The organism is Streptomyces sp. NBC_01217, assembly GCF_035994185.1.
Lineage (GTDB): Bacteria > Actinomycetota > Actinomycetes > Streptomycetales > Streptomycetaceae > Streptomyces.
Genome location: NZ_CP108538.1, coordinates 7,589,724 through 7,610,966 on the forward strand (window position 1 = coordinate 7,589,724; position 21,243 = coordinate 7,610,966).

The window sequence follows — 21,243 nt, forward strand, 5'->3', positions numbered from 1 at the left end:
GCCCGGCCCGCACATGCCCCGCACGACAGATGCCCCGCCCCACAGATGGAGACACGATGAGCAAGGCCACGAGGACGGACTCGCAGTCGCCCGAGCCGCACGTCGCCGACAGCCACGACCTGATCCGCGTTCACGGCGCGCGCGTGAACAACCTCAAGGACGTGAGCATCGAGATCCCGAAGCGCCGGCTGACGGTGTTCACCGGCGTCTCCGGTTCGGGCAAGAGCTCGCTGGTGTTCGACACGATCGCCGTGGAGTCGCAGCGGCTGATCAACGAGACGTACAGCGCCTTCGTGCAGGGCTTCATGCCGACGCTGGCACGGCCCGAGGTCGACGTCCTCGAAGGGCTGACCACCGTGATCACCGTCGACCAGCAGCGGATGGGTGCCGACCCCCGCTCCACGGTCGGCACCGCCACCGACGCCAACGCGATGCTGCGCATCCTCTTCAGCCGCCTCGGCAAGCCGCACATCGGCCCGCCCAGCGCGTACGCCTTCAACGTTCCCTCGGTCCGGGCGAGCGGTGCGATCACCGTCGAGCGCGGCGCCAAGAAGACGGTGAAGGCGACCTTCAACCGCACCGGCGGCATGTGTACGCGCTGCGAAGGCCGCGGCTCGGTCTCCGACATCGACCTCACCCAGCTCTACGACGACTCCAAGTCGATCGCCGAGGGCGCGTTCACCATCCCCGGCTGGAAGTCCGACAGCTTCTGGACCGTGCGGGTCTACGCCGAGTCGGGCCTCCTGGACCCGGACAAGCCGATCCGCAGGTTCACCAAGAAGGAGATGCAGGACTTCCTCTACCGGGAGCCGACCAAGGTGAAGGTCGAGGGCGTCAACCTCACCTACGAGGGGCTGATCCCCAAGATCCAGAAGTCCTTCCTGTCCAAGGACAAGGAAGCCCTGCAGCCGCACATCCGGGCGTTCGTGGAGCGGGCGGTCACCTTCACCACCTGCCCCGAGTGCGACGGCACGCGGCTCAGCGAGGGGGCCCGCTCGTCGAAGATCGAGCGGATCAGCATCGCCGACGCCTGCGCGATGCAGATCAGCGACCTGGCCGAATGGGTCCGCGGCCTCGACGAGCCCTCGGTTGCGCCACTGCTCACCGCGCTGCACCACACTCTCGACTCCTTCGTGGAGATCGGCCTCGGCTACCTCTCGCTCGACCGGCCGTCAGGCACGCTGTCGGGCGGCGAGGCACAGCGCGTCAAGATGATCCGCCACCTCGGCTCCTCGCTCACGGACACCACCTATGTCTTCGACGAGCCCACCATCGGCCTGCACCCCCATGACATCCAGCGGATGAACGGCCTGCTGCTGCGGCTGCGGGACAAGGGCAACACGGTGCTCGTCGTGGAGCACAAGCCGGAGACGATCGCGATCGCCGACCACGTCGTCGACCTCGGTCCCGGCGCCGGTACGGGGGGCGGCACCGTCTGCTTCGAGGGCACCGTCGAGGGGCTGCGGGCAGGTGGCACCATCACCGGCCGCCATTTCGACGACCGTGCCCTGCTCAAGGAGACGGTGCGCAAGCCCACCGGCACGCTGGAGATCCGCGGCGCGACGGCGCACAATCTGCGCGACGTCGACGTCGACATCCCCCTCGGGGTGCTGACCGTCGTCACCGGCGTCGCCGGTTCCGGCAAGAGCTCGCTCGTGCACGGGTCGATCCCGGCCGGCGAGGGCGTGGTGTCGGTCGACCAGAGCCCCATCCGCGGCTCGCGGCGGAGCAACCCGGCGACGTACACCGGACTGCTCGACCCGATCCGCAAGGCGTTCGCGAAGGCCAACGGCGTGAAGCCGGCGCTGTTCAGCGCCAACTCCGAGGGCGCCTGCCCCACCTGCAACGGCGCCGGTGTCATCTACACCGACCTGGCGATGATGGCCGGTGTCGCCAGTACCTGCGAGGAGTGCGAGGGGAGGCGGTTCCACGCATCGGTGCTCGACCACCACCTCGGTGGCCGCGACATCAGCGAGGTGCTCGCGATGTCGGTGACCGAGGCCGAGGAGTTCTTCGGCTCCGGCGAGGCGCACACACCGGCCGCGCACCGCATCCTCGACCGGCTCGCCGACGTCGGGCTCGGCTACCTCACTCTCGGCCAGCCGCTCACCACGCTGTCCGGCGGCGAGCGGCAGCGGCTCAAGCTGGCCACGCACATGGCCGAGAAGGGTGGCGTCTACGTCCTCGACGAGCCGACCACCGGCCTTCACCTCGCCGACGTCGAGCACCTGCTCGGGCTGCTGGACCGGCTCGTCGACTCCGGCAAGTCGGTCGTCGTCGTCGAGCACCACCAGGCGGTCATGGCACACGCCGACTGGATCATCGACCTCGGCCCCGGCGCCGGGCACGACGGCGGCCGGATCGTCTTCGAGGGCACCCCGGCCGACCTCGTCGCCGCCCGCACCACCCTCACCGGCGAGCACCTCGCGGCCTACGTCGGCACCTGACCGGGCCTGACCGGCGCATGGCCATGGAGTGCGGTGTCGCGGGCGCACCACCGCGACACCGTCACTTACCTCAAGCACCGTCGTGGCCCCTACGGCAGCAGCCCCGCCCGCCGTGCCGCCACCACCGCCTCCAGCCGGGTGTGCGCCCCCAGTTTGCGCATCGCCGAACGCAGATACCCCTTCACCGTCTCCGGCCGCAGCCCCAGCCGCTCCGCCGCCACCGCGTTCGTCGTCCCCGACGCCACACAGGCCAGCACATCCACCTCGCGCGGCGCCAGGTGCACCCCGCAGAGCTTCGGCGTGCGGGCCCCGGCCGCCGATGCGAGCCGCCCGCACACCGCGAGCAACTCCTCGCGCAACACCGGGTCGACGACCTTCGGGACCAGCGCGCGCAGTTCGCGATGGGCCTCGCGGACGTCCTCCCACGCCTCCAGCGCCGTCCTCGGGTCGGTGACCTGTTCCCGGGTCACGGTCAGGAGCTGCTGCACCTCGTCCCGTACGACCAGGGCCTGTTCCACATCGCGGGCGGCGGCCACCGCCGCGTCGAACGTGCGGTCCCCGAGCGTGACCGGCTCGCGCAGCGCCCCGTACAGCACGCCGCGCACCCTGCGCCGTACGACGACGGGCACCGCGACCACCGAGCGCAGGCCCTCCGCCGCCACCGCCACGTCGTACTCGTGGCTGATGTGGCGCGAGGAGCGGTAGTCGGTCACCGCGCACGGCCGGGACACCAGTCGCATCTCCCGCACTGCACGTTCTCAACGGAATCTGAAAATGATCACCGTCGAGAGAACCTCATTTGTCCCGCTACGAACCGTACGATCCAATTGGTCACGTCACCGTCCTCCGCTGTAAGTCATGTCCCTATTCCTGAAAGGGCAGTTGGGCTGCTCAGCGTGCGCTCATCTGCCGGGGTTCTGCCGGGCTGCCGCTGCTGGCGGCCGTACACGTCGCTTGGCTAGTGTCGGAACAACGCCTACCCCGCACTTCTCTGATTGAGGTGTTCAGTGGGAAACCGCCATCTGCGCTTCCTCCACAGCCGTTGAGACGGCGGCAGAACTCCCGGCCCGTCCATCGATGAGTGCGGGCTCTAAACCTTGACGAAGAGAGGGCAGCCGTGACCGAATCACCTCGACCCCATCGACCTGAACAGCGCGCCGTATTCCAGCGGGATGGTGTCGTCCCCGTCCGAGGTTTCCTCACGGAAGCCGAAGTCGGCGACCTGACCGGCGCACTTGAGCGATTCATCCGGGAAACCGCGCCCGGGCTCAAGGACGGCTCGGTCGTCACCAGCGGGACCGGGGGCATCAGGGCTCTCGACAACCTGACGGTCGATCCCTATTTCGAGGCGCTGGGCCATTCATCCAAGTGGATGTCGCTGGCCGCTGAACTGCTCGGCCATCCGGTGTGTCCCGCGGCCAGGGACGAGTACAGCGAATGGGGCTGGCAGGCCTTCTTCGCGGTCCCGCCCGGCGCCGCGGAGTCCACCCCTCCGCACCAGGACAACTACTACTACCGATGGGCTCCGGCCGACACGCTCTCGCTCTGGGTGGCGTTGGACGCCGTGGACGAAGCCAACGGCTGTGTGCGCTACGTCCGTGGTTCGCACCTCAAGAGCCTGCGGCACCACACCTTGAGCGAACACCAGGCATTCTCCCAGACCGTGGCCGACTACGGGCCCGACGACCGCAACGCCGAGGTCTCCTTCGAGCTCAAACCGGGTGACCTCGTCGCGCACCACGGGGGGACGATCCATCGGTCGCTCCCCAACGTCTCGGGCCGGCGCCGGTGGGCGTTCGCGATGTTCTTCCGCTCCACTCTGTGCAAGCGCGACGAGGAATCGTATGCCGAGTACCTGAAGGACCTCGAGGAGCACAAGCGTTGGCGGCAGGAGCTGGAACAGCGCGCCGCGGAGTAGGCCGTTCGCCGGCACTGCCAGCCATCACACCCAGCTTCCCGACCTCACGAAAGGAACAGCAGACATGACGGACATGCGGGAGGGGTACCAAGGCACGGGTCCCGGCGCCATCGCGCCGGACGGGACCTCGATCGACCTGTACTTGCGGCTGCCTGCCGGCCACGAGACGGACATCGTGGCCGCAGCCGCGCCGCCGGGTGCTCACATCCTCGATCTGGGGAGCGGGCTCGGCCGGATCACCAACCCCCTGCTGGAGCGCGGGTTCAGGGTCACCGCGGTGGACGAATCCGCCGAGATGCTGGAGCACGTGCGCGGAGCACGCACGGTGTGCAGCCCGATCGAGGCCCTCGACCTGGACGATAGGTTTGACGTGGTGCTGCTGGCGTCATTCCTCGTGAACGCGGGAGACGAGAAGGTGCGGCACGGGCTGCTCAGCACCTGCGCCCGGCATGTGGCAGACGACGGGTTCGTACTCATCGAGCGGGAGGGCGAGGAAGACTTCTTCGCGAACGTCCCGCGTGAGTGGGCCGCTCCCGGCGGCTACACGGGACGAGTGCTGTCCGCGGAGCCGCTCGGGGACGGTGTGCGGCGAGTCCACGTCCAGTACGAGTTCCCCGACGTCTCGTGGAGCCGGACCTTCCTGTCCCAGCGCCTGCTCAAGAAGGAGTTCGAGGAGGAACTCGGGCGGACTGGGCTGCGGGTGGACCAGTACCTGACCGAGGACGAGGTGTGGGTGCGCGCTGTTAAGGCGGACACGAGAGGCAGCCACGACGCACCGGGTACGGGAGGCACGGCCGGGCTCTGGTCCCAAAATTAAGAGGTAGCGCGGATAGGTGCGGTTGGGGCCCCGGCAGCAGAACGGGCACAGCAACACCGTTGCGTTTGGGTCTTGAGCGGCAGGTCAAGCCCTACTGAGAGGGCGTTTATGCAGGTCAGGTCCGGTAAATGTCTTTCATCCGTGCCCCGTTTTGAGGCGTATGAACGGGTGAGCGGCTATCGCGCCCTCAAGGGCTGCGAACTCGACTGCCCGTCTCATCCGAGGTTGCGGCCTGAAGTCCGTCTGGTTCGAAAAGATCACGGAATCGCCCGAGCAGCGACGGAACGCCACCTTCCGGTGCGGCCCATGATCACGCTACGGCGTGAGCCAACGGAAGCCGTACCCCAGCGACCTGTCCGACGCCCGATGGGCCTTGATCGAGCCGACGTTGACGGCCTGGCGGAAAGCCCGGCTCGACCGCAGGCCCACCGGTCAGCCGCCCAAAGTCGAACTCCGTGATGTGTTCAACGCGATTCTCTATGTGAACCGCACGGGAATCCCCTGGAAATATCTTCCGCACGACTTCCCGGGCCACGGCACCGCCTACTTCTACTACGCGGCCTGGCGCGACGAGGGAATCTTCGCCCAACTCAACTACGACCTCACGGGCCTGGCCCGTGTGAAGGAAGGCCGCAAGCCCGAACCCACCGCCTCCATCATCGACACCCAGAGCGTGAAGACCTCCACCAACGTGCCCGTGACCAGCCAGGGAACCGACGCCGCCAAGAAGATCGCAGGCCGGAAGCGGGGCATCCTGACCGACACGATCGGCCTCATCCTTGCCGTGACCGTCACCGCCGCCGGCCTTTCCGAGAACGCCCTGGGAATACGCCTCCTCGACCAGGCGAAGGAGACGTACCCGACCATCTCCAAGAGTTGGGTTGACACCGGCTTCAAAAACGCCGTCGTCGAGCACGGGGCCCAGCTCGGAATCGACGTCGAAGTCGTCAACAGAAACCCCGGAGTTCGCGGATTTCACGTCGTAAAAAGGCGCTGGGTAGTGGAACGAAGTATCGGGTGGATCATGATGCACCGACGTCTCGCCCGCGACTACGAAACCCTCACAGCCAGCTCCGAGGCCATGATCCACATCGCGTCGATCGACAACCTCACCAAGCGCATAACGGACGAGACCACAACAACCTGGCGAGGGACTTACTAGAGCTTAAAGGGCAATTCGGCTAGATCAAACGCCCTCTGAAAGACGCAACGGGACGTCCTGATAGATCAACTTGTTGTCGAGGCAAGGCGATCACCGGGAGTCCCGTTGCGGGAGAAGTCTGTCATCACGCGCACGATCGAGACAGCCGGGGGTGTGTACGCACCCGGGCACCTGGGCGAGCTGACGCAGGTCGTGGATTTCGCGCTGGTGGACGCGGTGCTGGAGGAGACTGGGACGGTCCAGCGGCGGCTGCGGCTGCTGCCGTCCAGAGTGGTGGTCTACTTCGTCCTCGCGTTGGCCCTGTTCGAGGACTGCTCCTACCGGGGCGTGTGGGGCAAGCTGATGGCCGGGCTGGAAGGACTGGACCTGGTGCGGCCGGCGGCCTCTTCGCTGTCGAGGGCCCGGCGGCGGATAGGCACAGCCCCGCTGCGGCGCCTGTTCGAGGTCCTTGCCGGGCCCGTCGCCCACCGCGGCCAGACCGGCTCCTTCTGGCGGGGCCTGCGGACCGTGGCTGTCGACGGGATCCTGCTACACACGCCCGACGAGCCGGCGATCACCTGGCGCCACCCGAAACGGGCCGGTGACCGGCTGGAGTTCGGCTACCCGCTGTTGCGGCTCGTGGTCCTGGTCGAGTGCGGCACCCGCGCAATCCTGGCCGCCGCGTTCGGCCCCGAGGCTGACGGCGAACTCGCCTACGCAGGGCGCCTGCTGAGTACCCTGGACCGCACGATGCTCCTGCTGGCCGACGCCGGTTTCGACGCGAACACCTTCGCCGCCGACGTCCATGCCACCGGCGCACGGTTCCTGGTGCGCTCCTCCGCCCGTCGGATTCCCACCCCCGCCCGGCATCTCGCCGACGGCTCCTACCTGGCCCGGATCGGCTACGGCGTCCTGCCCGCCCTGCTGACCGTTCGCGTCATCGAGGCCGACGTCACCTTCACTCTGGCCGACGGCACCGTCCGCCACGAGCAATGGCGGCTGCTGACCAGCCTCCTGGACGCCACGCGTTACCCCGCCGCCGAGTTGATCGCCCTCTATCACGAGCGGTGGCAGGCCGAGACCCCGTATTTCTCGATCAAGGCCACGATGCTCGACGGCCGCGTCCTGCGCTCGCGCAGCCTGTCCGGACTCGACCAGGAGGTCTACGCTCTGCTCACCACCTACCAGGCCCTGATCCGCGCAGCCGCCGACACCGCCTGCACGCGTCCCGGCCTGGACATGGACCGCATCAGCTTCACCGTCCTGCTGGCCACCGCCGCCGACACCGTCATCAGCACGACCGGCATCCTGCCCCCGGCGGGACCCGCCGACCTCGTCGGCACCATCGGCCGGGCCGTCCTCGACGCCCTGCACCCCGCCCGCCGCCGGCACCGCGTCAAGGCCCGCACCCGCAAGAACCCCACCAGCAAATACGGACCGAACGCCGGACAACACCCCACGACCAGCCAGAACTACACCATCCATACCGCCATCACGTTCTTCAAACACGGACTTGCAACCCGCGCCCGCCGCTAAACGCAACGGTGTTGACGGGCACAGGTCCCAGTGATCATGGAGTTGCGACGCTCTGTGATCACGAGGAAAACCTGTGCCCGCGCTGCCATCATGGCTCACCGAACCGCTCTGGGACCAATTCACAGCCCTGCTTCCCGAACGGCGGGAGTTCCACCCGGACCATCCACTCGGCTGCCACCGCCGACGCATCAGTGACCGGATCATTTTCGACAAGCCTGACTTCCGCAGTTGGCGGGCATGCGGCCCTCACGGGCCGCACCAACGTTGACGACGTCTGGGCTCAAGTCGAGGCCGAGCACTACGAACGAGAGCACTACGAAGAGCTCTCGACTCGCCATCTGCTCGAACGCTTCGAGCTCGGGGCGCCTGTCGGCGCCCTCTGACGTAGATCGCAACGGCGAGGTGATGGCGAAGCGCCTCGGTTTCGCCGTTGCTCTCTTCACCCTGCGGCGCCCTACGGGCGCCCCTGGCGCATGCCGCTTACATCCCGGGGGGCGCTACCGCGCCCCACTTCCCGAAGACCCTCACGGCAAGCGACTTCACCTTGCCGTTGCAGCTCTGCTCAAGCGGCGCCCGACAGGGCGCCCCATCACAAGGAGGACTTACACAGTGTCAATCCCCTGTAACCGTGGAGGGTTCGTCTATGCGGCCCGGTCCTCCTGGCGGTGGCGGGCTCGCGCTTCCATGATCTTGTGTTCGAATTCGATGGGCGGCAGGCCTCCAGCGGAGGTGTGCCGGCGCTTGGTGTTGTAGAAGTCGGTGATCCAGGTCGCGATCTTGATGCGGGCCTCGGCCCGGGTAGCGAACGTATGGCGGTGCACGTACTCGACCTTGAGGGTCGAGTTGACCGATTCCGCGGCGGCGTTGTCGAGGGCCGATCCCACTCGTCCCATCGACTGGACCACACCCAAAGTGCGGCAACTCTCGTTGAACGCGGCCGAGGTGTACTCGCTGCCGCGGTCGCTGTGGAAGATCACCCCGTTTACGTTGCCACCCCGGGTGGCAACGGCCATATGCAGCGAGCCCGTGATCAGCTCGGTGTCGTGGTGGTCGCTCATGGCGTAACCCAGCATCCGGCGTGAGAACAGGTCCAGCACCGTGGAGAGGTACAGCTTGCCCTCGCCGGTCTCGATCTCGGTCATGTCACCACACCACAAGACGTCCGGTGCGACCGCGTTGAAGCGGCGTCCTACCAGGTCAGGGGCGGCCTTCCGTTTGCCCTGCTTCGTCAGTGAGTGCGGCTTGCGGCGCTTGCGCCCCTCCAGACCGAGTTCGGCCATGATCTGCGCCACCGTGTTTTTGCTGACCTGCCAGCCCTCGGCCCACAGGTCCAGCGTGATCCTCGGCGAGCCGTAGGTCCGCTTCGAGTTCTCGAACAGCACCGTGATCCGTTCGGCCAGCACAGTCCGCCTGACCTCGCGTTTCGTCGGCTCCTGAGGTCGGCGCCTCCACTTGTAGAACCAGGACTCGGACACTTCCAAGGCCCGGCAGGTCACCGCGTGCGGGACGCCGTGCTCGGTCCGCTGGTCGCCGATGAAGCCCGCCACGCTCACTTCATCGACTCCTTCACCCAGAGGACCACGGATCGCTTGAGGACTTCACGCTCCATCCCGAGCTCGACGTTGTCCTTGCGCAACCGGGCATTCTCTTCACGCAGCCGGCGCAACTCCTCACGCTCCGGCTCCGAGAGCTTGCCGGTGGCGGCCGCATCGGCTGCCCGCCGGGCTCGCGTCACCCAGTTGACCAATGTGCCCTCGTTCACACCCAGGTCACGGGCCACCTGAGCCATCGGCTTACCCGTCTCCTGGACGATCCTCACCGCCCCGGCGCGGAACTCCGCATCGTACTGCCGCCGCTTTTCAGGCAACTGACTCCCCTTAAGAGGGTGTCTCACGTGGCAAGTTTCGCGAGTTTCTTGTAGCAGGTCAGGACGGCGGCCAGGCCGAGGAAGGCGAGGAAGTGCGAGCCCTTTCGTTCGTACCGGACGGTGAGGCGGCGGTAGCCGAACAACCAGGCGATGGACCGCTCGATCTTCCAGCGGTGCCGGCCGAGCCGTTCGCCGGATTCGATGCCCGGCCGGGCGATGCGCGGGATCAGCCCCCGTTCACGCAGCCAGGCGAGGTGGTCAGCGGAGAAGTACGCCTTATCGGCGCGGAGTTTGACTGGGCGGCGCCGACGGGGTCCGCGCCGGGAACGGATGGCGGGTATGCCACGGATCAGCGGCTTGAGGGCGAGGCTGTCGTGCATGTTTGCGCCGGACACGGCGATGGCGAGTGGGATGCCCTGGGCCTCGGACAGCACGTGCAGTTTGCTGCCCTTCTTGCCGCGATCGACCGGGTTCGGCCCGGTCAGCGAACCCCCCTTTTCGCCCGCACCGACGCGGCGTCAACGATTGCGGAGGTCCAGTCGAGCTCGCCCCTGGCGCCGAGTTCGTCCAGGATCGCCCGGTGCAATCGGCGCCACAGCCCCGCCTGGGTCCACGCGGTGAACCGACGGTGTGCCGTCGCGGGCGACACCCCGAACGTCTCCGGCAGGTGCCGCCAGGCGCACCCGCTGGTCAGCACGTACACCACCGCCGTGAACACAGCCCGCTCATCCAGCGGCGCAGTCCCACCACCCTGCGGACGGGAGTTGAACGACGGCAACAACGGGGCGACGAGTTCCCACAGACCGTCAGGAACCAGCCGCTGCGACAGATCGGCACTCACGAAGAGACATCATGCCGCAGCTCACACCATCACCACGTGAGACATCCTCTAAGTCCCTCCCTTCACGATACGAGGGGATCCTCACCTACGCCGAGGACGCCTCCACCCTCCACGCCGGCACCGCACCCCGCGCCATGGCCACCTTCCGTAACCTCGTCATCGGCCTGATCAAAACTTTCGGAGCCGTCAACATCGCCAAGACCACCCGGGCAATCCGCGACCAGCCCGAACGAGCCCTCCCACTCCTGAGCATCACCAACAACCCCGGCTCTCGCGGAACTTGATCAAGCCCTGTCCAGGCCGGCGGGGGCCTGCTCACCGACAGGGCTGCAAGTTGCATAATGAACGAACCTTGTGTTTCATTGCTCGCGCACGCACCCAACGCGAGTGGCGGCCTCTCGGGCCACGCTACGGCTATGCCTGGTCTGTGAAAGCCGTCAGGACCGATGACTGGCTTGGCTTCGAGGCTCTCGGTCTCAGGCGTTCCGCATAGAAATGGATCAGATCATGCCCCACACGCCTAATGTCGCCTTCACCTATTACTCCTCCACTGGCACTATTCACCAGTTGCCGGAGACCATCGCCACTGGCGCGGCCGAGGCGGGGGCGGACGTGCGACTGCTGCGCGTCACCGAGCTCGCGCCCAAGGAAGTGATCGTCAACGTCCAGCCGTAGGCCGATCACACCGCGGCAACCGAGCACATCCCGGTGGCCAAGCTAGACGACATGATGTGGGCCGACGCCGTCATCTTCGGTACTCGGAAAGCGGTGAAGTCTCCGTCGGGGCCTGGGTCAGCTGGCGCGGACCCATGAGGTCGCCGACCGCTCCACGGGCGTGTCCATGTTCTCCTCGTATTCGACCACTCGGGCCGATGTGCGCGTCACCGTGATGCCATCGGCGTTGTACTGATTCTTTCCTTCCTGGCAGTGGCGGACGAGGGCGCCGGTCGGCGACGATGCCGAGCTGAGCCCCGCCGGGAACTGTCGTGCGGGCCTTCGCGAGAGCTGGCGCCCGCCGTCCCGGCGACGGCGCCATGCCTTCGCCCCCCTCGAACGCTGTGCTTCTTCCCTTGCCAGTTCATCAGGCGCCTGCGCGCGGTCCTTTGACGGTCGGACGCGATGAGGTCATCGTGCCGAACGGCTTGCGTGCGCCGGGTCAGCCGGACCGATCACACCGAGGTACGTGTTGATGGAGCCGAATTGCCACCTTCGGTTCGCCGACGAACCCCGCGGGCGTACACATGCGGGCTCGCATACCGACGGCCCGACACGGGGACGGGCGACATGACGATTTTCGCCGACCTCGAATCAGAGGTCCGCAGCTACAGCCGGCTTTGGCCGGTCATGTTCGACCGAGCGGCAGGCAGCCGGCTGTACTCCGAGGACGGCCGGCCCTACCTGGACTTCTTCACCGGCGCTGGTGCGCTCAACTACGGCCACAACGACCCCCACCTCAAGCAGGCCCTGTTGGACTACATCGTCCGGGACGGCGTCTCCCACGCACTGGACATGTTCACCGTGGCGAAGCGGGACTTCCTGGAAGCCCTGCAGGACGTCCTCCTGGCTCCGCGAGGGCTCGAGTACAAGGTGGTGTTCCCCGGCCCGGGCGGAGCGAACGCGGTCGAGGCCGCTCTGAAACTCGCCCGGCGGGTCACCGGCCGGCAGTCGGTGGTGAGCTTCACCAACTCCTTCCACGGGATGACCCTGGGTGCCCTCTCGGTCAGCGGCAACAGGGGGAAACGCGCGGCCGCTGGCGTGGCCCTGACCCTGGCGTCCGCGCTGCCCTACGACGGCTACCCGGGCATCAGGGAAAGCGGCCCGTGTCATCTCGACCGGCTGCTGTCGGACGCGGGCAGTGGGCTGGACCGGCCCGCCGCCGTCATCGTGGAGACTGTTCAGGGCGAGGGCGGGCTCAGGGCCGCCGACGCGGGCTGGCTGCGCGAACTGGCCGACGTGTGCGCACGGCACGAGGTGCTGCTCATCGTGGACGACGTCCAGATGGGCTGCGGCCGCACCGGACCGTTCTTCAGCTTCGAGGACGCCGGGATCACTCCCGACATGGTGTGTCTGTCCAAGTCCATCGGAGGGTTCGGCCTGCCGCTGGCACTCACCCTCATCCGGCCGGAACTCGACGTCTGGCAACCGGGCGACCACAACGGGACATTCCGCGGGGTCAGCGCGTCCTTCGTGACCGGAGCGCAGGCACTGCGCTCCTACTGGAGCGACGGGACGCTCGAGAAGTCCGTTCGGGAGCAGGGGGACCGGATCGCGGGGGCCTTGGCCGCCGTCGTCGAGGAGCACCCCGACGCGGGTCTGGAGGTTCGGGGCCGGGGGTTCGCGGCCGGACTGCGGCTCCCCGCGCCTGGCGCCGCCCGCGCGGTGTGTGCCGCGGCCTTCGACAACGGGCTGCTCATGGAGACGTCCGGGGCGGCCGACGACGTCGTGAAGCTGCTGCCCCCGCTCACCATCAGCGACGACGATCTGAGCGAGGGACTCGTCACCATCCGTCACTGCGTGGGCCAGGTACTCGCGCGGAGCAAGTGAGAGGTCACTGCTGTGCCAGGCAAAATACCCGAGGTCGACCTTGAGGCGTGGCGTGACGCGTCCGACGCCGAGCGGGTCCCGATTGCCGCGCGACTCGACGCCGCGCTGCGCGACACCGGTATGTTTCTCGTGTCCGGACACGGTGTGCCGCAAGCCGTCAACGACGACTTCCGGGCCACCGCCAAACAGTTCTTCGCCCTGCCCAAGGTGGTCAAGACCCAGTACGCCATCGGAGCCGCCTACGACAGCGGGTGGCTCGAGATGCATCCCCCCGGCGGGGTCGGAGTGCCGGTGAACGAGGGCGAGCAGGCGTCGAGCGCACCGGACCTCCACGAATCGTTTTACGTGGGACCCGGTCACCGCACTGGCGACGAACAGCGGGACCGGTTCAACTATCCGGCGAACCGCTGGCCGGCTGAGCTGACGGAACTACGGACGGCCGCAGACGCGTACACGGCGCACATGCTGCGCGTGGTGCAGGCCGTCAACGAGGTGCTCGCCGTCACCCTGGGACTGCCGGAGGACTTCTTCACCTCGCGGGCGCGGATGGCGACGTGGACGCAGAACGCGAGCTGGTACCCGTCGTACGCGGCCGTCGGGGAGGTCGCTCGCGGGCAGTTCCGCAACGGGCCACACACGGACCTTGGCACCGTCACGCTGCTGAGCCGCCAGCGGGGGGTGGGCGGGTTGCAGGTGTGGAACGAGAAGGACGGCTGGTTCTCGCCGCCGTACAGCCCCGACTCGCTGATCGTCAACCTCGGTGACCTGATGGAGCTGTGGACCGACGGGCGCTGGCGGGCCCTGAAGCACCGGGTGCTGCCGCCCAGCCCGGACGCTCCGGACGAGGAACTGCTGTCGCTGGTTTTCTTCTTCGAGACCGACCCCGACACGCTGATCGAGCCGCTGGCCGCCCCGGTCGGCGGCGGCCGGGGGCTGCCGCCGGCGTATGCGCGGCGGTCGGTGCTCGAAAAGCTCGGCGTCTTTCCCGACTCCCTCCCGGTGGGCTGAACCATGAGCAGAATCGTTGGTGTGGTGTCCGGTGGGATCGACTCGGTCACTATGGCGCACCACCTCGCTGCCGAGGGTCACGACCTCCACTTGCTGGCCGTCGACTACGGTCAGCGCCACCGCAAGGAACTCGTGTTCGCCGCCGCTGCCGCGGACCGGCTCGGCGCAACGTACGAAGAGGTCGATCTCGGCTCGGTGCGAAACGTCATGCGCGGATCGTCGCTGACGGATCCGGCCGTGGCCGTGCCCCGTCCGGGCCGCCCCGCCTGGGGCAACCCGAACATCGTGCCGAACCGGAATGCCGTACTGCTGTCGGTGGCCTTCGCGCTCGCCGTCAGCGTGCAGGCCGACGCCGTCGCCTTCGGCGTCATGGCCGAGGACGTCGGCCCGTCCGATACCTCCCCGGAGTTCCTACGGCTCTTCCTCGACATGGAGCGGGCGGCGACCAAGGGGTCGCTCGCGCCCGATGTCGAGCTGCTCGCGCCGCTGATCGAGCTGCCGAAGACCGGAGTCGTCGCCCTCGGTCAGAAGCTCGGCGTGCCCTGGGAGCAGACGTGGACCTGCTTCCGTGGCGAGGACATCCACTGCGGCGCCTGTGCGGCGTGTGTGGAGCGCCGCGGAGCCTTCGCTGACCTGGGCATCACGGACCCGATGCCCTATCGCGAACCGTGCACGCCGCGGTGACGGACGCTGGCCGCCGCACCGGTGGCCTCGACAGGGAAGGAGACGCAGCGTGGAAGCGGAACTGGTAGTCAACGAGATCTTCGGCCCTACCGTCCAGGGCGAAGGCCGGTCCCTGGGGCGCAGGTGCGCGTTCCTGAGGCTTGGCGGCTGCAACCTGTCGTGCACCTGGTGCGACACGCCGTACACGTGGGACTGGACGGGGGCGGGTGACTCCGGCATCAAGTACGAGCCCCGTGAGGAGCTGCACCGCCGTCCCGTCCGCGAGGTGGCCCAGGAACTCCTCGCCTTCGGCGTCGAGTTGATCGTCATCTCCGGAGGAGAGCCACTCGGCCAGCAGAACCGGCTGGTCCCCCTGGTCGAGCTGCTCACGGCGCACGGCCTGGAGATCGAGATCGAGACCAATGGCACACACGCCGCCGACCCGGCCCTGGTGGCCGCCGGAGTCCGCTTCAATGTCTCGCCGAAGCTGGCCCACTCCGGCGATCCCGCCCACCGGCGGATCGTGCCGGCCGCGCTGAAGGCCCTCGCAGCGACGGAGGGCGCCACGTTCAAGTTCGTCTGCCGTGACGTCGGCGATTTGGACGAGGTGGCAGTGCTGGTCGAGGAGTTTGGGCTCCGTTCGGTCTGGATTATGCCGAAGGGGCAGACCGGCGCCGAGGTGAGCCGACACATGACCGAACTGGTTGACGCGGTGATCGCACGAGGCTGGAACTTGACCACACGCCTGCACACCTTGTTGTGGGGCGACACGCGAGGCGTCTGATCGCGTGACTGGACCGACCGAGAAAGGTGCATTGGAGACATGACGCTGCGCATTACGAAGAAGTTCGAGTTCTCTGCCAGCCATCAGCTGTCCGGCCTGGCCGAGGACCATCAGTGCGCTCGGCTGCACGGCCATAACTACGTGGTGGAGCTGGAGCTGAGCGCCGACCTGACGGAGCTGACGCCGACGGGATTCGTCCGTGACTACGGCGAGCTGTCCACCTTCAAGTCGTGGCTCGACCGGACGCTCGACCACCGGCACCTCAACGACCTGGTGGACAGCAACCCGACCGCCGAGAACCTGGCGGTGTGGCTCTACGAACGCTGGACCAAGGAACTCCCGGAGCTGACGTCCGTGCGCATCTCCGAGACCCCCAAGACCTGGGCCGAGTACCGGCCCTGAGTCCCTGACATGCCGTCGGCCGACGACAGCCGGCCTGGCTCACACCCGTACACCGCAATCGAGCAAAGGCCGTGCCGGTCGGACTGGAGAGGTGCCCCAATGGCTACGACATGGGTGCAAGAAGGCGACATCGAGTCGGAGAAGCTGCAGGAGGAAGACCCGCTGGTGGGACTCGCCCGGCAGCTCCTGAAGGAGATCGGAGAGGATCCCGACCGCGACGGGCTCCGCGACACGCCGACGCGGTTCGCCCGCTGGTGGCGTGAGTTCATCAACTACGAAGCGGGGTCGGTCGGGACTCTGTTCGAGTCGGTCGGCACCCAGCAGCTTGTGGTCGTCTCGGACATACAGGTCTGGTCCCTCTGCGAACACCACCTGCTGCCGTTCAACTGCTCGGTGACGATCGCTTACCGGCCGACCGACCGGCTCCTCGGTCTGTCGAAGTTCGCCCGGATTGCCCACCGGCACGCGCACAAGCTCCAGGTCCAGGAGCGCTTGGTCTCCGAGATCGCCGAGGACATCGCCATGCTCAGCGGGACGGAGGACGTGGCCGTCATCGCCAAGGGCGAGCACCTGTGCATGACGATGCGCGGCATCAAGGCGGCGGCGGAGATGACCTCGACGGCGTACCGCGGCGCCTTCAGCGAGAACGCCGAACTGCGGGGCGAGCTGTTCAACCTGCTGCGTTCCTGAAGCCGACCCGCCCCCGAAACCCATCCGAGGCCGCTGCCACGGCCCCGCATGCCGATCCGGTGTCGTGGCAGCGGCCCCGAGGAGCATGTGCCATGAAAACATCTTTGGTGTCAGGCATCAGCCGGATCTCCCCCCGGCCCTCGCAGCGGGAGACGCCGGTGACCCTGCACCGCCAGCCGACCGCCGCCGGTGAGTCGATCGGACAGGGCGTCCCGGAGGGCTTCCGCCCGGGCTGGGCCGACAGCGAGGGAACAGGGGTCGCGCCCTTCGGTCGGCGACTGCGCGACCTGCGGTTGCAGGTCGGACTGTCCCAGACGCAGCTGGCACGCTCCAGTACGCTCAGCGTACGGGCCATACGCGACCTGGAGAACGGGAGGGTGCGGCACCCGCGGGCGGACTCCCTGCGCCTCCTCGCCGACGCCCTCGGCCTCAGCACCCTCCAGATGAGCCGGCTGGCGAACGACCATGCGCCCGGCTTCCCGGCGGAGGAGGCCGAGCCAGCCGTGAGCGGTCCGTTCCTCGGCCGAGACCAGGAGTTGGCGGCGCTGACGACCATGCTCGGCGCCGAACGCCACCGCCTGGTCACGATCACCGGCATCGAGGGCGTCGGCAAGACACGGCTCGCGCGGGAGGTGGCGCACGCGCTCAAGACTGCCGAGCACACGGCCGTCTTCTGGCTGCCCCTCCACGACGACCTGCGCAGCGACGGACGGGCACCGACGGGGACGCCGTCGCCGCCCAGGTGGTTGCGTGGAGCCGCGCGCTTCGGACCCGACAGCCGCCGGCGCCTCGCCGAGACCGTCGGGGAGGCGGACGGCCTGCTTGTCCTCGACGGTGCGTGTCCCGAGGACGAGGCGGCGGACGTCGCGGCCGAACTTCTGGCCGTGTGCCCCCGGCTGCGGATCATCGTCACGACGAGGAACCACGTCGGCATGCCCCTCGACACGATCTTCCCCCTCGCACCACTCCAGGTCCCCGCGTACGACACGGAGTGGGCGGACCTCGAGAAAGTGGCGTCGGTGGCGCTGTTGCTCACCCAGGCCAAGCGGTTCCAGCCGTCCTTCCGTCCCGACCCCCAGGTGCTCACCAACGTGGCCCGGATCTGCCGCGCGCTCGACGGCCTCCCCGCCGCACTCGAGTCCGCCGCCCACTGGAGTCTGATCTACTCCCTGCGGCAGCTCGCCCACCAACTCACCACCGAGCCGCTCGCCCTCGCGCGCCGACCCCGCAGCGGCCCCCAGCAGTCCGATGCCTACGCGTCGATCCACCACACGATCGCCACGCTGAATAGCCGCCAGCGCGAACTGCTCTCGGTCATGTCTGGGAGAACGTCCCGCACCAGGGACGGTTACTGGTCGGTGCAGGAGGTGGCGGACACGATGGGCCTGACCGCTGCGGAATGCGCCGACGACATCTACCACCTCCTCATCTTCGGCATCCTCCGCCGCGTCGAACATGACGACGTGGCGATGTTCCGGGTGCTCAATATCGTCAGCATCGCCGGACAGCGGGCAGCCGCCTGAACTGGCAACCACAGGAAGGACGAAACAGTGCGACTGTGCACTCTCCGCACCGAGACCGGTGAAGACGTCGGCGTTTCGGTACCCGGCGGGATCGCCGGACTGAGCCTCGTCAACGCGACTGCCGGCACCCACTACGGCCCCACCCTGCTGGACGTCATCCGAAAGGGCGAGGCCGCCGCCCTCGCGGCGACGATCGCCTCCCTGCCCGACCTTGAGGTGCCGGACGTCCTGGCCGGCCCGGACTTCGGACCGCTGTACCAGTACCCGCCAAAGCTGTGGGGCGTCGGCCTGAACTACCGGCGCCACGCCGACGACCTGGGAGTGCGCCAGCCCAACGACGCCCCCGGGTCCTACCTGCGTCCGCCGTCCACGGTCATCGGCTACGGCGACGACATCCTGCTGCCCAGCCAGTCGCAGCGCGTGACGGCCGAAGCCGAACTCGGCGTGGTCATCGGCACGACCTGCCGCGACGTGGCACCCGAGAACGCCCCGTCCGTCATCTTCGGCTACACGACCGTCCTGGACATGACCGCCGAAGACGTGATACGCATCAACCCCCGGCACATCCCCTGGGCGAAGGCCTTCGACACCTTCTGCAGCATCGGTCCCTGGGTCGTCACCCCAGACGAGATCCCGGACCTGTCGGCCGTGCGCATCTCCACCGTCGTCAACGGGGAGACGATCGCCTCCAACCAGGTATCCTCCATGATGTACGACCCCTACTGGCTGGTCGGCTACTTCTCCGGCGGCATGGTCCTCGAAGCCGGCACCGTGATCGCCACGGGAACCCCCGGTGCGGGCGTCATCGAGGACGGGGACACCGTGGAAGCCCGCGTCGAAGGCGTCGGCGACCTGCGCAACACCGTCCGGCTCGCGCGGCCGCGCCCCGTTGCCCACTCCTGAGCACGGCCGACGGGCTCAACCGGCGGACGCGGCCACCGCGTCCGGACGGTCAGTCAGGAAGTCGAGCACCAGCGGGCCAGCGACGGCTCGGAACTCCTCGAAGTAGGCGTGCCGGGCGCCCGAGATCAACCGCATCCGCGCGAACGGGATGCGGCCGGCGAGCAACGGGGCGTTGGCCGTTGGGTTCAGCCGGTCGTCCGTGCCGTGCATCACCAGCGTCGGCGCCGTGATCGCCGGCAGCAGCGGCCAGCCGTCGTGGCCGTCGCTGGCGCGACGATGCCCTCGCCGTGCGTGCGCCGGCATCGTCGGGTCGCCCAGCGTGGAGTGCGGACCGGGGTGCGCGGCCAGATAGGCCGGCGTGTACATCAGCTCCTCCACGGCCCGCCGGGAGGCGGCCTGGTCCGACTGGGCCAGCGACCTTCGTACGTTGGCGTCCCGCTCGATCCCGTGCTCTCCGCCGGGCGAGGTGCAGCCCAGCACCAGCGCGCGCACCCGCCGCGCGTGCCGTGCGGCTAGCCACTGCGCGACCCGTCCGCCCATAGAGGTGCCGTACACGTCGGCGCGGTCGATTCCGAGGTCGTCCAGCACCGCCACGACGTCCTCGGCGAACGTCTTGGTGCTGTAGCCCCGGGCTGGCCGGTCGCTGTCCCCGGTGCCCCGGTAGTCGATCGTGACCGTCGTGCGGACGTCGCAGAAGTCCTCGCGGACGGCGTCCCACCAGTGGTGGTTGTTGGCCTGGCCCGCCAGCAGCACCAGCGGCGGGCCGACCCCGGTGCACTGGTAGGCGATGCGCACGCCGTCGCGGCCCTGCGCTGTCGAGGAGACCGTCATGCGCTCCGCTCCTTCCTCAGCTCACGTACCGCATCGAGGAACGCGTCGTTCTCCTCGGGAGTTCCAACGCTGACGCGCAACCACCCGGGAATGCCGTTGTCCCGCACCTGGACGCCCCGGTCGAGGATGCTCCGCCAAACCGTGTGCGCGTCCGCAAACCGACCGAACTGGACGAAGTTGGCATCCGAGGGGACCACCTCGTACCCGGCGGCCCGCAGTTCGTCCATCAGCCGGTCACGCTCCGCCTTCAGCCGTTCGACGTTCTCCAGCAGGGCGTCGGTGTGCTCCAGGGCGGCGACAGCCATCGCCTGGGTGACCGCGGAGAGGTGGTACGGCAGTCGGACGAGCTGGACCGCGTCCACCACCGCCGTGTGGGCGGCGAGGTAGCCGAGGCGCAGTCCGGCCACGCCGAAGGCCTTCGACATCGTCCGCGAGACGACGAGATGCGGCCGGCCGTCGAGCAGCGGCAGCACCGAGGCGCCCTTGGAGAACTCGACGTAGGCCTCGTCCACGACGACAATGGAGGGTTTCGCCGCCTGCGCGGCCTCGTACAGGGCGAGGACGGTCTCGCGCGGAACCGCGTTGCCGGTCGGGTTGTTGGGGGTGGTGACAAAGACGACCTCCGGGCGGTGCTCCGCGATCGCCCGCTCGGCCGCGGGCAGGTCGATGGCGAAGTCCTCGGCCCGCGGACCGGAGATCCAGCCCGTGCCGGTACTGCGGGCGATCAGGGTGTGCATCGAGTAGGAGGGCTCGAAGCCGATCGCCGTGCGGCCGGGACCGCCGAAGGCCTGAAGCACCTGCTGGATGACCTCGTTGGACCGTTGGCCGCCCAGACGTTCCCCGTGTCGACCGGGTGGCCCCCAATCCTGGTCAGGTAGGCGGCCAGCCCGGTGCGCAGCGCCACGGCATCCCGGTCCGGGTAGCGGTTCAGGCCCGGGACTGTCTCCCGCACCAGTTCGGCGATCCTGTCGACCAGGGGTCCAGTCAGCGGGTAGGGGTTCTCGTTGGTGTTGAGCCGCACCGGCACGTCCAAACGGGGCGCGCCGTAGGGCGACCTACCACGCAGTTCGGGGCGGACGGGGAGATCGTCGATTCCCGTGTTCACCTACTCGTCGGTACCTTCCAGCCGGACCGCTCCTCGATCGCCGCATTGTCCATGTGTGGCCGGCGAACACCGGCCGTGCCCGAGCGGTCGCGGCGGCCCTTGCACAACCCCTCGCCCGTGGCACGCAGTGCGGTCGCCCGTTCGGAGCCGGGCTCCGGGGCGCTGTCCGGAACGGTCGAGGCACAGCGGATGGCCGGACCGCGGTCCGCCGGAGTGTCGGGGC

At 68.2% G+C, this 21,243-nt stretch carries 20 protein-coding genes and 2 pseudogenes; 16 read left to right on the plus strand and 6 right to left on the minus strand.

Annotation, left to right across the window (positions count from 1 at the left end; genetic code table 11):
• The first annotated feature begins 56 nt into the window (after positions 1-56).
• On the plus strand, positions 57-2,447 hold the full coding sequence (locus tag OG507_RS33925) for an excinuclease ABC subunit UvrA (RefSeq protein ID WP_327370926.1): 2,391 nt from the start codon (positions 57-59) through the stop codon (positions 2,445-2,447).
• Positions 2,448-2,536: 89 nt separating this feature from the next.
• Here the strand turns inward: OG507_RS33925 and OG507_RS33930 are convergent, their stop codons facing one another.
• Positions 2,537-3,187 carry a response regulator transcription factor gene (locus OG507_RS33930; RefSeq protein ID WP_327370927.1) on the minus strand — a complete coding sequence of 217 codons (651 nt, stop codon included), beginning with the start codon at positions 3,185-3,187 and terminating at the stop codon, positions 2,537-2,539.
• A 377-nt stretch (positions 3,188-3,564) separates the two neighbouring features.
• On the opposite strand from OG507_RS33930, the gene OG507_RS33935 reads away from it, so the two are divergent.
• From OG507_RS33935 to OG507_RS33955, 5 genes and pseudogenes are all read left to right on the plus strand, one after another.
• Positions 3,565-4,365 (plus strand): phytanoyl-CoA dioxygenase family protein, encoded by an 801-nt coding sequence (locus OG507_RS33935; protein WP_327370928.1) that lies wholly within the window; start codon positions 3,565-3,567, stop codon positions 4,363-4,365.
• Between the two features lie 73 nt (positions 4,366-4,438).
• Positions 4,439-5,182: a class I SAM-dependent methyltransferase gene (locus OG507_RS33940; RefSeq protein WP_327372193.1), complete on the plus strand. Its 744-nt coding sequence runs from the start codon at positions 4,439-4,441 to the stop codon at positions 5,180-5,182.
• 322 nt (positions 5,183-5,504) lie between these two features.
• Positions 5,505-6,344 (plus strand): IS5 family transposase, encoded by an 840-nt coding sequence (locus tag OG507_RS33945; RefSeq protein ID WP_327370929.1) that lies wholly within the window; start codon positions 5,505-5,507, stop codon positions 6,342-6,344.
• A 105-nt stretch (positions 6,345-6,449) separates the two neighbouring features.
• Positions 6,450-7,859: an IS4 family transposase gene (locus OG507_RS33950; protein WP_327370930.1), complete on the plus strand. Its 1,410-nt coding sequence runs from the start codon at positions 6,450-6,452 to the stop codon at positions 7,857-7,859.
• A 73-nt stretch (positions 7,860-7,932) separates the two neighbouring features.
• A pseudogene (locus OG507_RS33955) lies at positions 7,933-8,073 on the plus strand (IS5/IS1182 family transposase); the annotation flags it as partial.
• 427 nt (positions 8,074-8,500) lie between these two features.
• Here the strand turns inward: OG507_RS33955 and OG507_RS33960 are convergent.
• From OG507_RS33960 to OG507_RS33970, 3 genes are all read right to left on the minus strand, one after another.
• Positions 8,501-9,412, minus strand: coding sequence for an IS3 family transposase (locus tag OG507_RS33960; RefSeq protein ID WP_327370931.1), 912 nt, complete (start codon positions 9,410-9,412; stop codon positions 8,501-8,503).
• Entirely contained in the window at positions 9,409-9,726 is a 318-nt protein-coding gene (locus OG507_RS33965) for a transposase (protein ID WP_327370932.1), read from the minus strand. The genes OG507_RS33960 and OG507_RS33965 overlap by 4 nt, the downstream gene beginning before the upstream one ends.
• 23 nt (positions 9,727-9,749) lie before the next feature.
• Positions 9,750-10,567 (minus strand): IS5 family transposase gene (locus OG507_RS33970; RefSeq protein ID WP_442810986.1). Its coding sequence is split into 2 segments (ribosomal slippage): positions 9,750-10,225 and positions 10,225-10,567, totalling 819 coding nucleotides; the frame shifts between segments, so codons are not numbered across the junction.
• Between the two features lie 11 nt (positions 10,568-10,578).
• On the opposite strand from OG507_RS33970, the gene OG507_RS33975 reads away from it, so the two are divergent.
• The 10 genes from OG507_RS33975 (at position 10,579) to OG507_RS34020 (ending at position 19,084) form a co-directional block, all read left to right on the plus strand.
• On the plus strand, positions 10,579-10,851 hold the full coding sequence (locus OG507_RS33975; RefSeq protein WP_327370933.1) for a hypothetical protein: 273 nt from the start codon (positions 10,579-10,581) through the stop codon (positions 10,849-10,851).
• Positions 10,852-11,074: 223 nt separating this feature from the next.
• Complete coding sequence (locus OG507_RS33980; RefSeq protein ID WP_327370934.1) at positions 11,075-11,242, plus strand: hypothetical protein; 168 nt, start codon at positions 11,075-11,077, stop codon at positions 11,240-11,242.
• 609 nt (positions 11,243-11,851) lie between these two features.
• Positions 11,852-13,111: a diaminobutyrate--2-oxoglutarate transaminase gene (gene ectB / locus OG507_RS33985; protein ID WP_327370935.1), complete on the plus strand. Its 1,260-nt coding sequence runs from the start codon at positions 11,852-11,854 to the stop codon at positions 13,109-13,111.
• A 12-nt stretch (positions 13,112-13,123) separates the two neighbouring features.
• Positions 13,124-14,119 carry an isopenicillin N synthase family dioxygenase gene (locus tag OG507_RS33990; protein ID WP_327370936.1) on the plus strand — a complete coding sequence of 332 codons (996 nt, stop codon included), beginning with the start codon at positions 13,124-13,126 and terminating at the stop codon, positions 14,117-14,119.
• A gap of 3 nt (positions 14,120-14,122) precedes the next feature.
• A complete protein-coding gene (locus tag OG507_RS33995) occupies positions 14,123-14,803 on the plus strand; it encodes a 7-cyano-7-deazaguanine synthase (protein WP_327370937.1) in 681 nt (226 codons plus the stop codon).
• Positions 14,804-14,852: 49 nt separating this feature from the next.
• Complete coding sequence (locus OG507_RS34000) at positions 14,853-15,566, plus strand: 7-carboxy-7-deazaguanine synthase QueE (RefSeq protein ID WP_327370938.1); 714 nt, start codon at positions 14,853-14,855, stop codon at positions 15,564-15,566.
• Positions 15,567-15,605: 39 nt separating this feature from the next.
• A complete protein-coding gene (locus OG507_RS34005) occupies positions 15,606-15,968 on the plus strand; it encodes a 6-pyruvoyl trahydropterin synthase family protein (protein WP_327370939.1) in 363 nt (120 codons plus the stop codon).
• Between the two features lie 99 nt (positions 15,969-16,067).
• Positions 16,068-16,658 carry a GTP cyclohydrolase I gene (folE, locus tag OG507_RS34010; RefSeq protein ID WP_327370940.1) on the plus strand — a complete coding sequence of 197 codons (591 nt, stop codon included), beginning with the start codon at positions 16,068-16,070 and terminating at the stop codon, positions 16,656-16,658.
• Positions 16,659-16,750: 92 nt separating this feature from the next.
• Positions 16,751-18,181, plus strand: a complete 1,431-nt coding sequence (locus OG507_RS34015; RefSeq protein ID WP_327370941.1) for a helix-turn-helix domain-containing protein — start codon at positions 16,751-16,753, stop codon at positions 18,179-18,181.
• Between the two features lie 27 nt (positions 18,182-18,208).
• Positions 18,209-19,084, plus strand: coding sequence for a fumarylacetoacetate hydrolase family protein (locus OG507_RS34020; RefSeq protein ID WP_327370942.1), 876 nt, complete (start codon positions 18,209-18,211; stop codon positions 19,082-19,084).
• A gap of 15 nt (positions 19,085-19,099) precedes the next feature.
• On the opposite strand, the gene OG507_RS34025 is transcribed toward OG507_RS34020, so the two are convergent.
• Positions 19,100-19,915, minus strand: a complete 816-nt coding sequence (locus OG507_RS34025) for an alpha/beta fold hydrolase (protein WP_327370943.1) — start codon at positions 19,913-19,915, stop codon at positions 19,100-19,102.
• Positions 19,912-21,020: pseudogene (locus tag OG507_RS34030) on the minus strand (histidinol-phosphate transaminase). Before OG507_RS34030 ends, OG507_RS34025 begins: the two are co-directional and overlap by 4 nt.
• Between the last annotated feature and the right edge of the window lie 223 nt (positions 21,021-21,243).

What these genes read in the sequence shown, in the direction of transcription:
- OG507_RS33940 (WP_327372193.1), top strand. Translation starts at nt 4,439, where the DNA reads ATGCGGGAGGGGTACCAAGGCACGGGTCCCGGCGCCATCGCGCCGGAC.
- OG507_RS34015 (WP_327370941.1), top strand. Translation starts at nt 16,751, where the DNA reads ATGAAAACATCTTTGGTGTCAGGCATCAGCCGGATCTCCCCCCGGCCC.
- folE (WP_327370940.1), top strand. Translation starts at nt 16,068, where the DNA reads ATGGCTACGACATGGGTGCAAGAAGGCGACATCGAGTCGGAGAAGCTG.
- OG507_RS33995 (WP_327370937.1), top strand. Translation starts at nt 14,123, where the DNA reads ATGAGCAGAATCGTTGGTGTGGTGTCCGGTGGGATCGACTCGGTCACT.
- ectB (WP_327370935.1), top strand. Translation starts at nt 11,852, where the DNA reads ATGACGATTTTCGCCGACCTCGAATCAGAGGTCCGCAGCTACAGCCGG.
- OG507_RS33930 (WP_327370927.1), bottom strand. Translation starts at nt 3,187, where the DNA reads ATGCGACTGGTGTCCCGGCCGTGCGCGGTGACCGACTACCGCTCCTCG.
- OG507_RS33925 (WP_327370926.1), top strand. Translation starts at nt 57, where the DNA reads ATGAGCAAGGCCACGAGGACGGACTCGCAGTCGCCCGAGCCGCACGTC.
- OG507_RS33980 (WP_327370934.1), top strand. Translation starts at nt 11,075, where the DNA reads ATGCCCCACACGCCTAATGTCGCCTTCACCTATTACTCCTCCACTGGC.
- OG507_RS33975 (WP_327370933.1), top strand. Translation starts at nt 10,579, where the DNA reads ATGCCGCAGCTCACACCATCACCACGTGAGACATCCTCTAAGTCCCTC.
- OG507_RS34025 (WP_327370943.1), bottom strand. Translation starts at nt 19,915, where the DNA reads ATGACGGTCTCCTCGACAGCGCAGGGCCGCGACGGCGTGCGCATCGCC.
- OG507_RS34005 (WP_327370939.1), top strand. Translation starts at nt 15,606, where the DNA reads ATGACGCTGCGCATTACGAAGAAGTTCGAGTTCTCTGCCAGCCATCAG.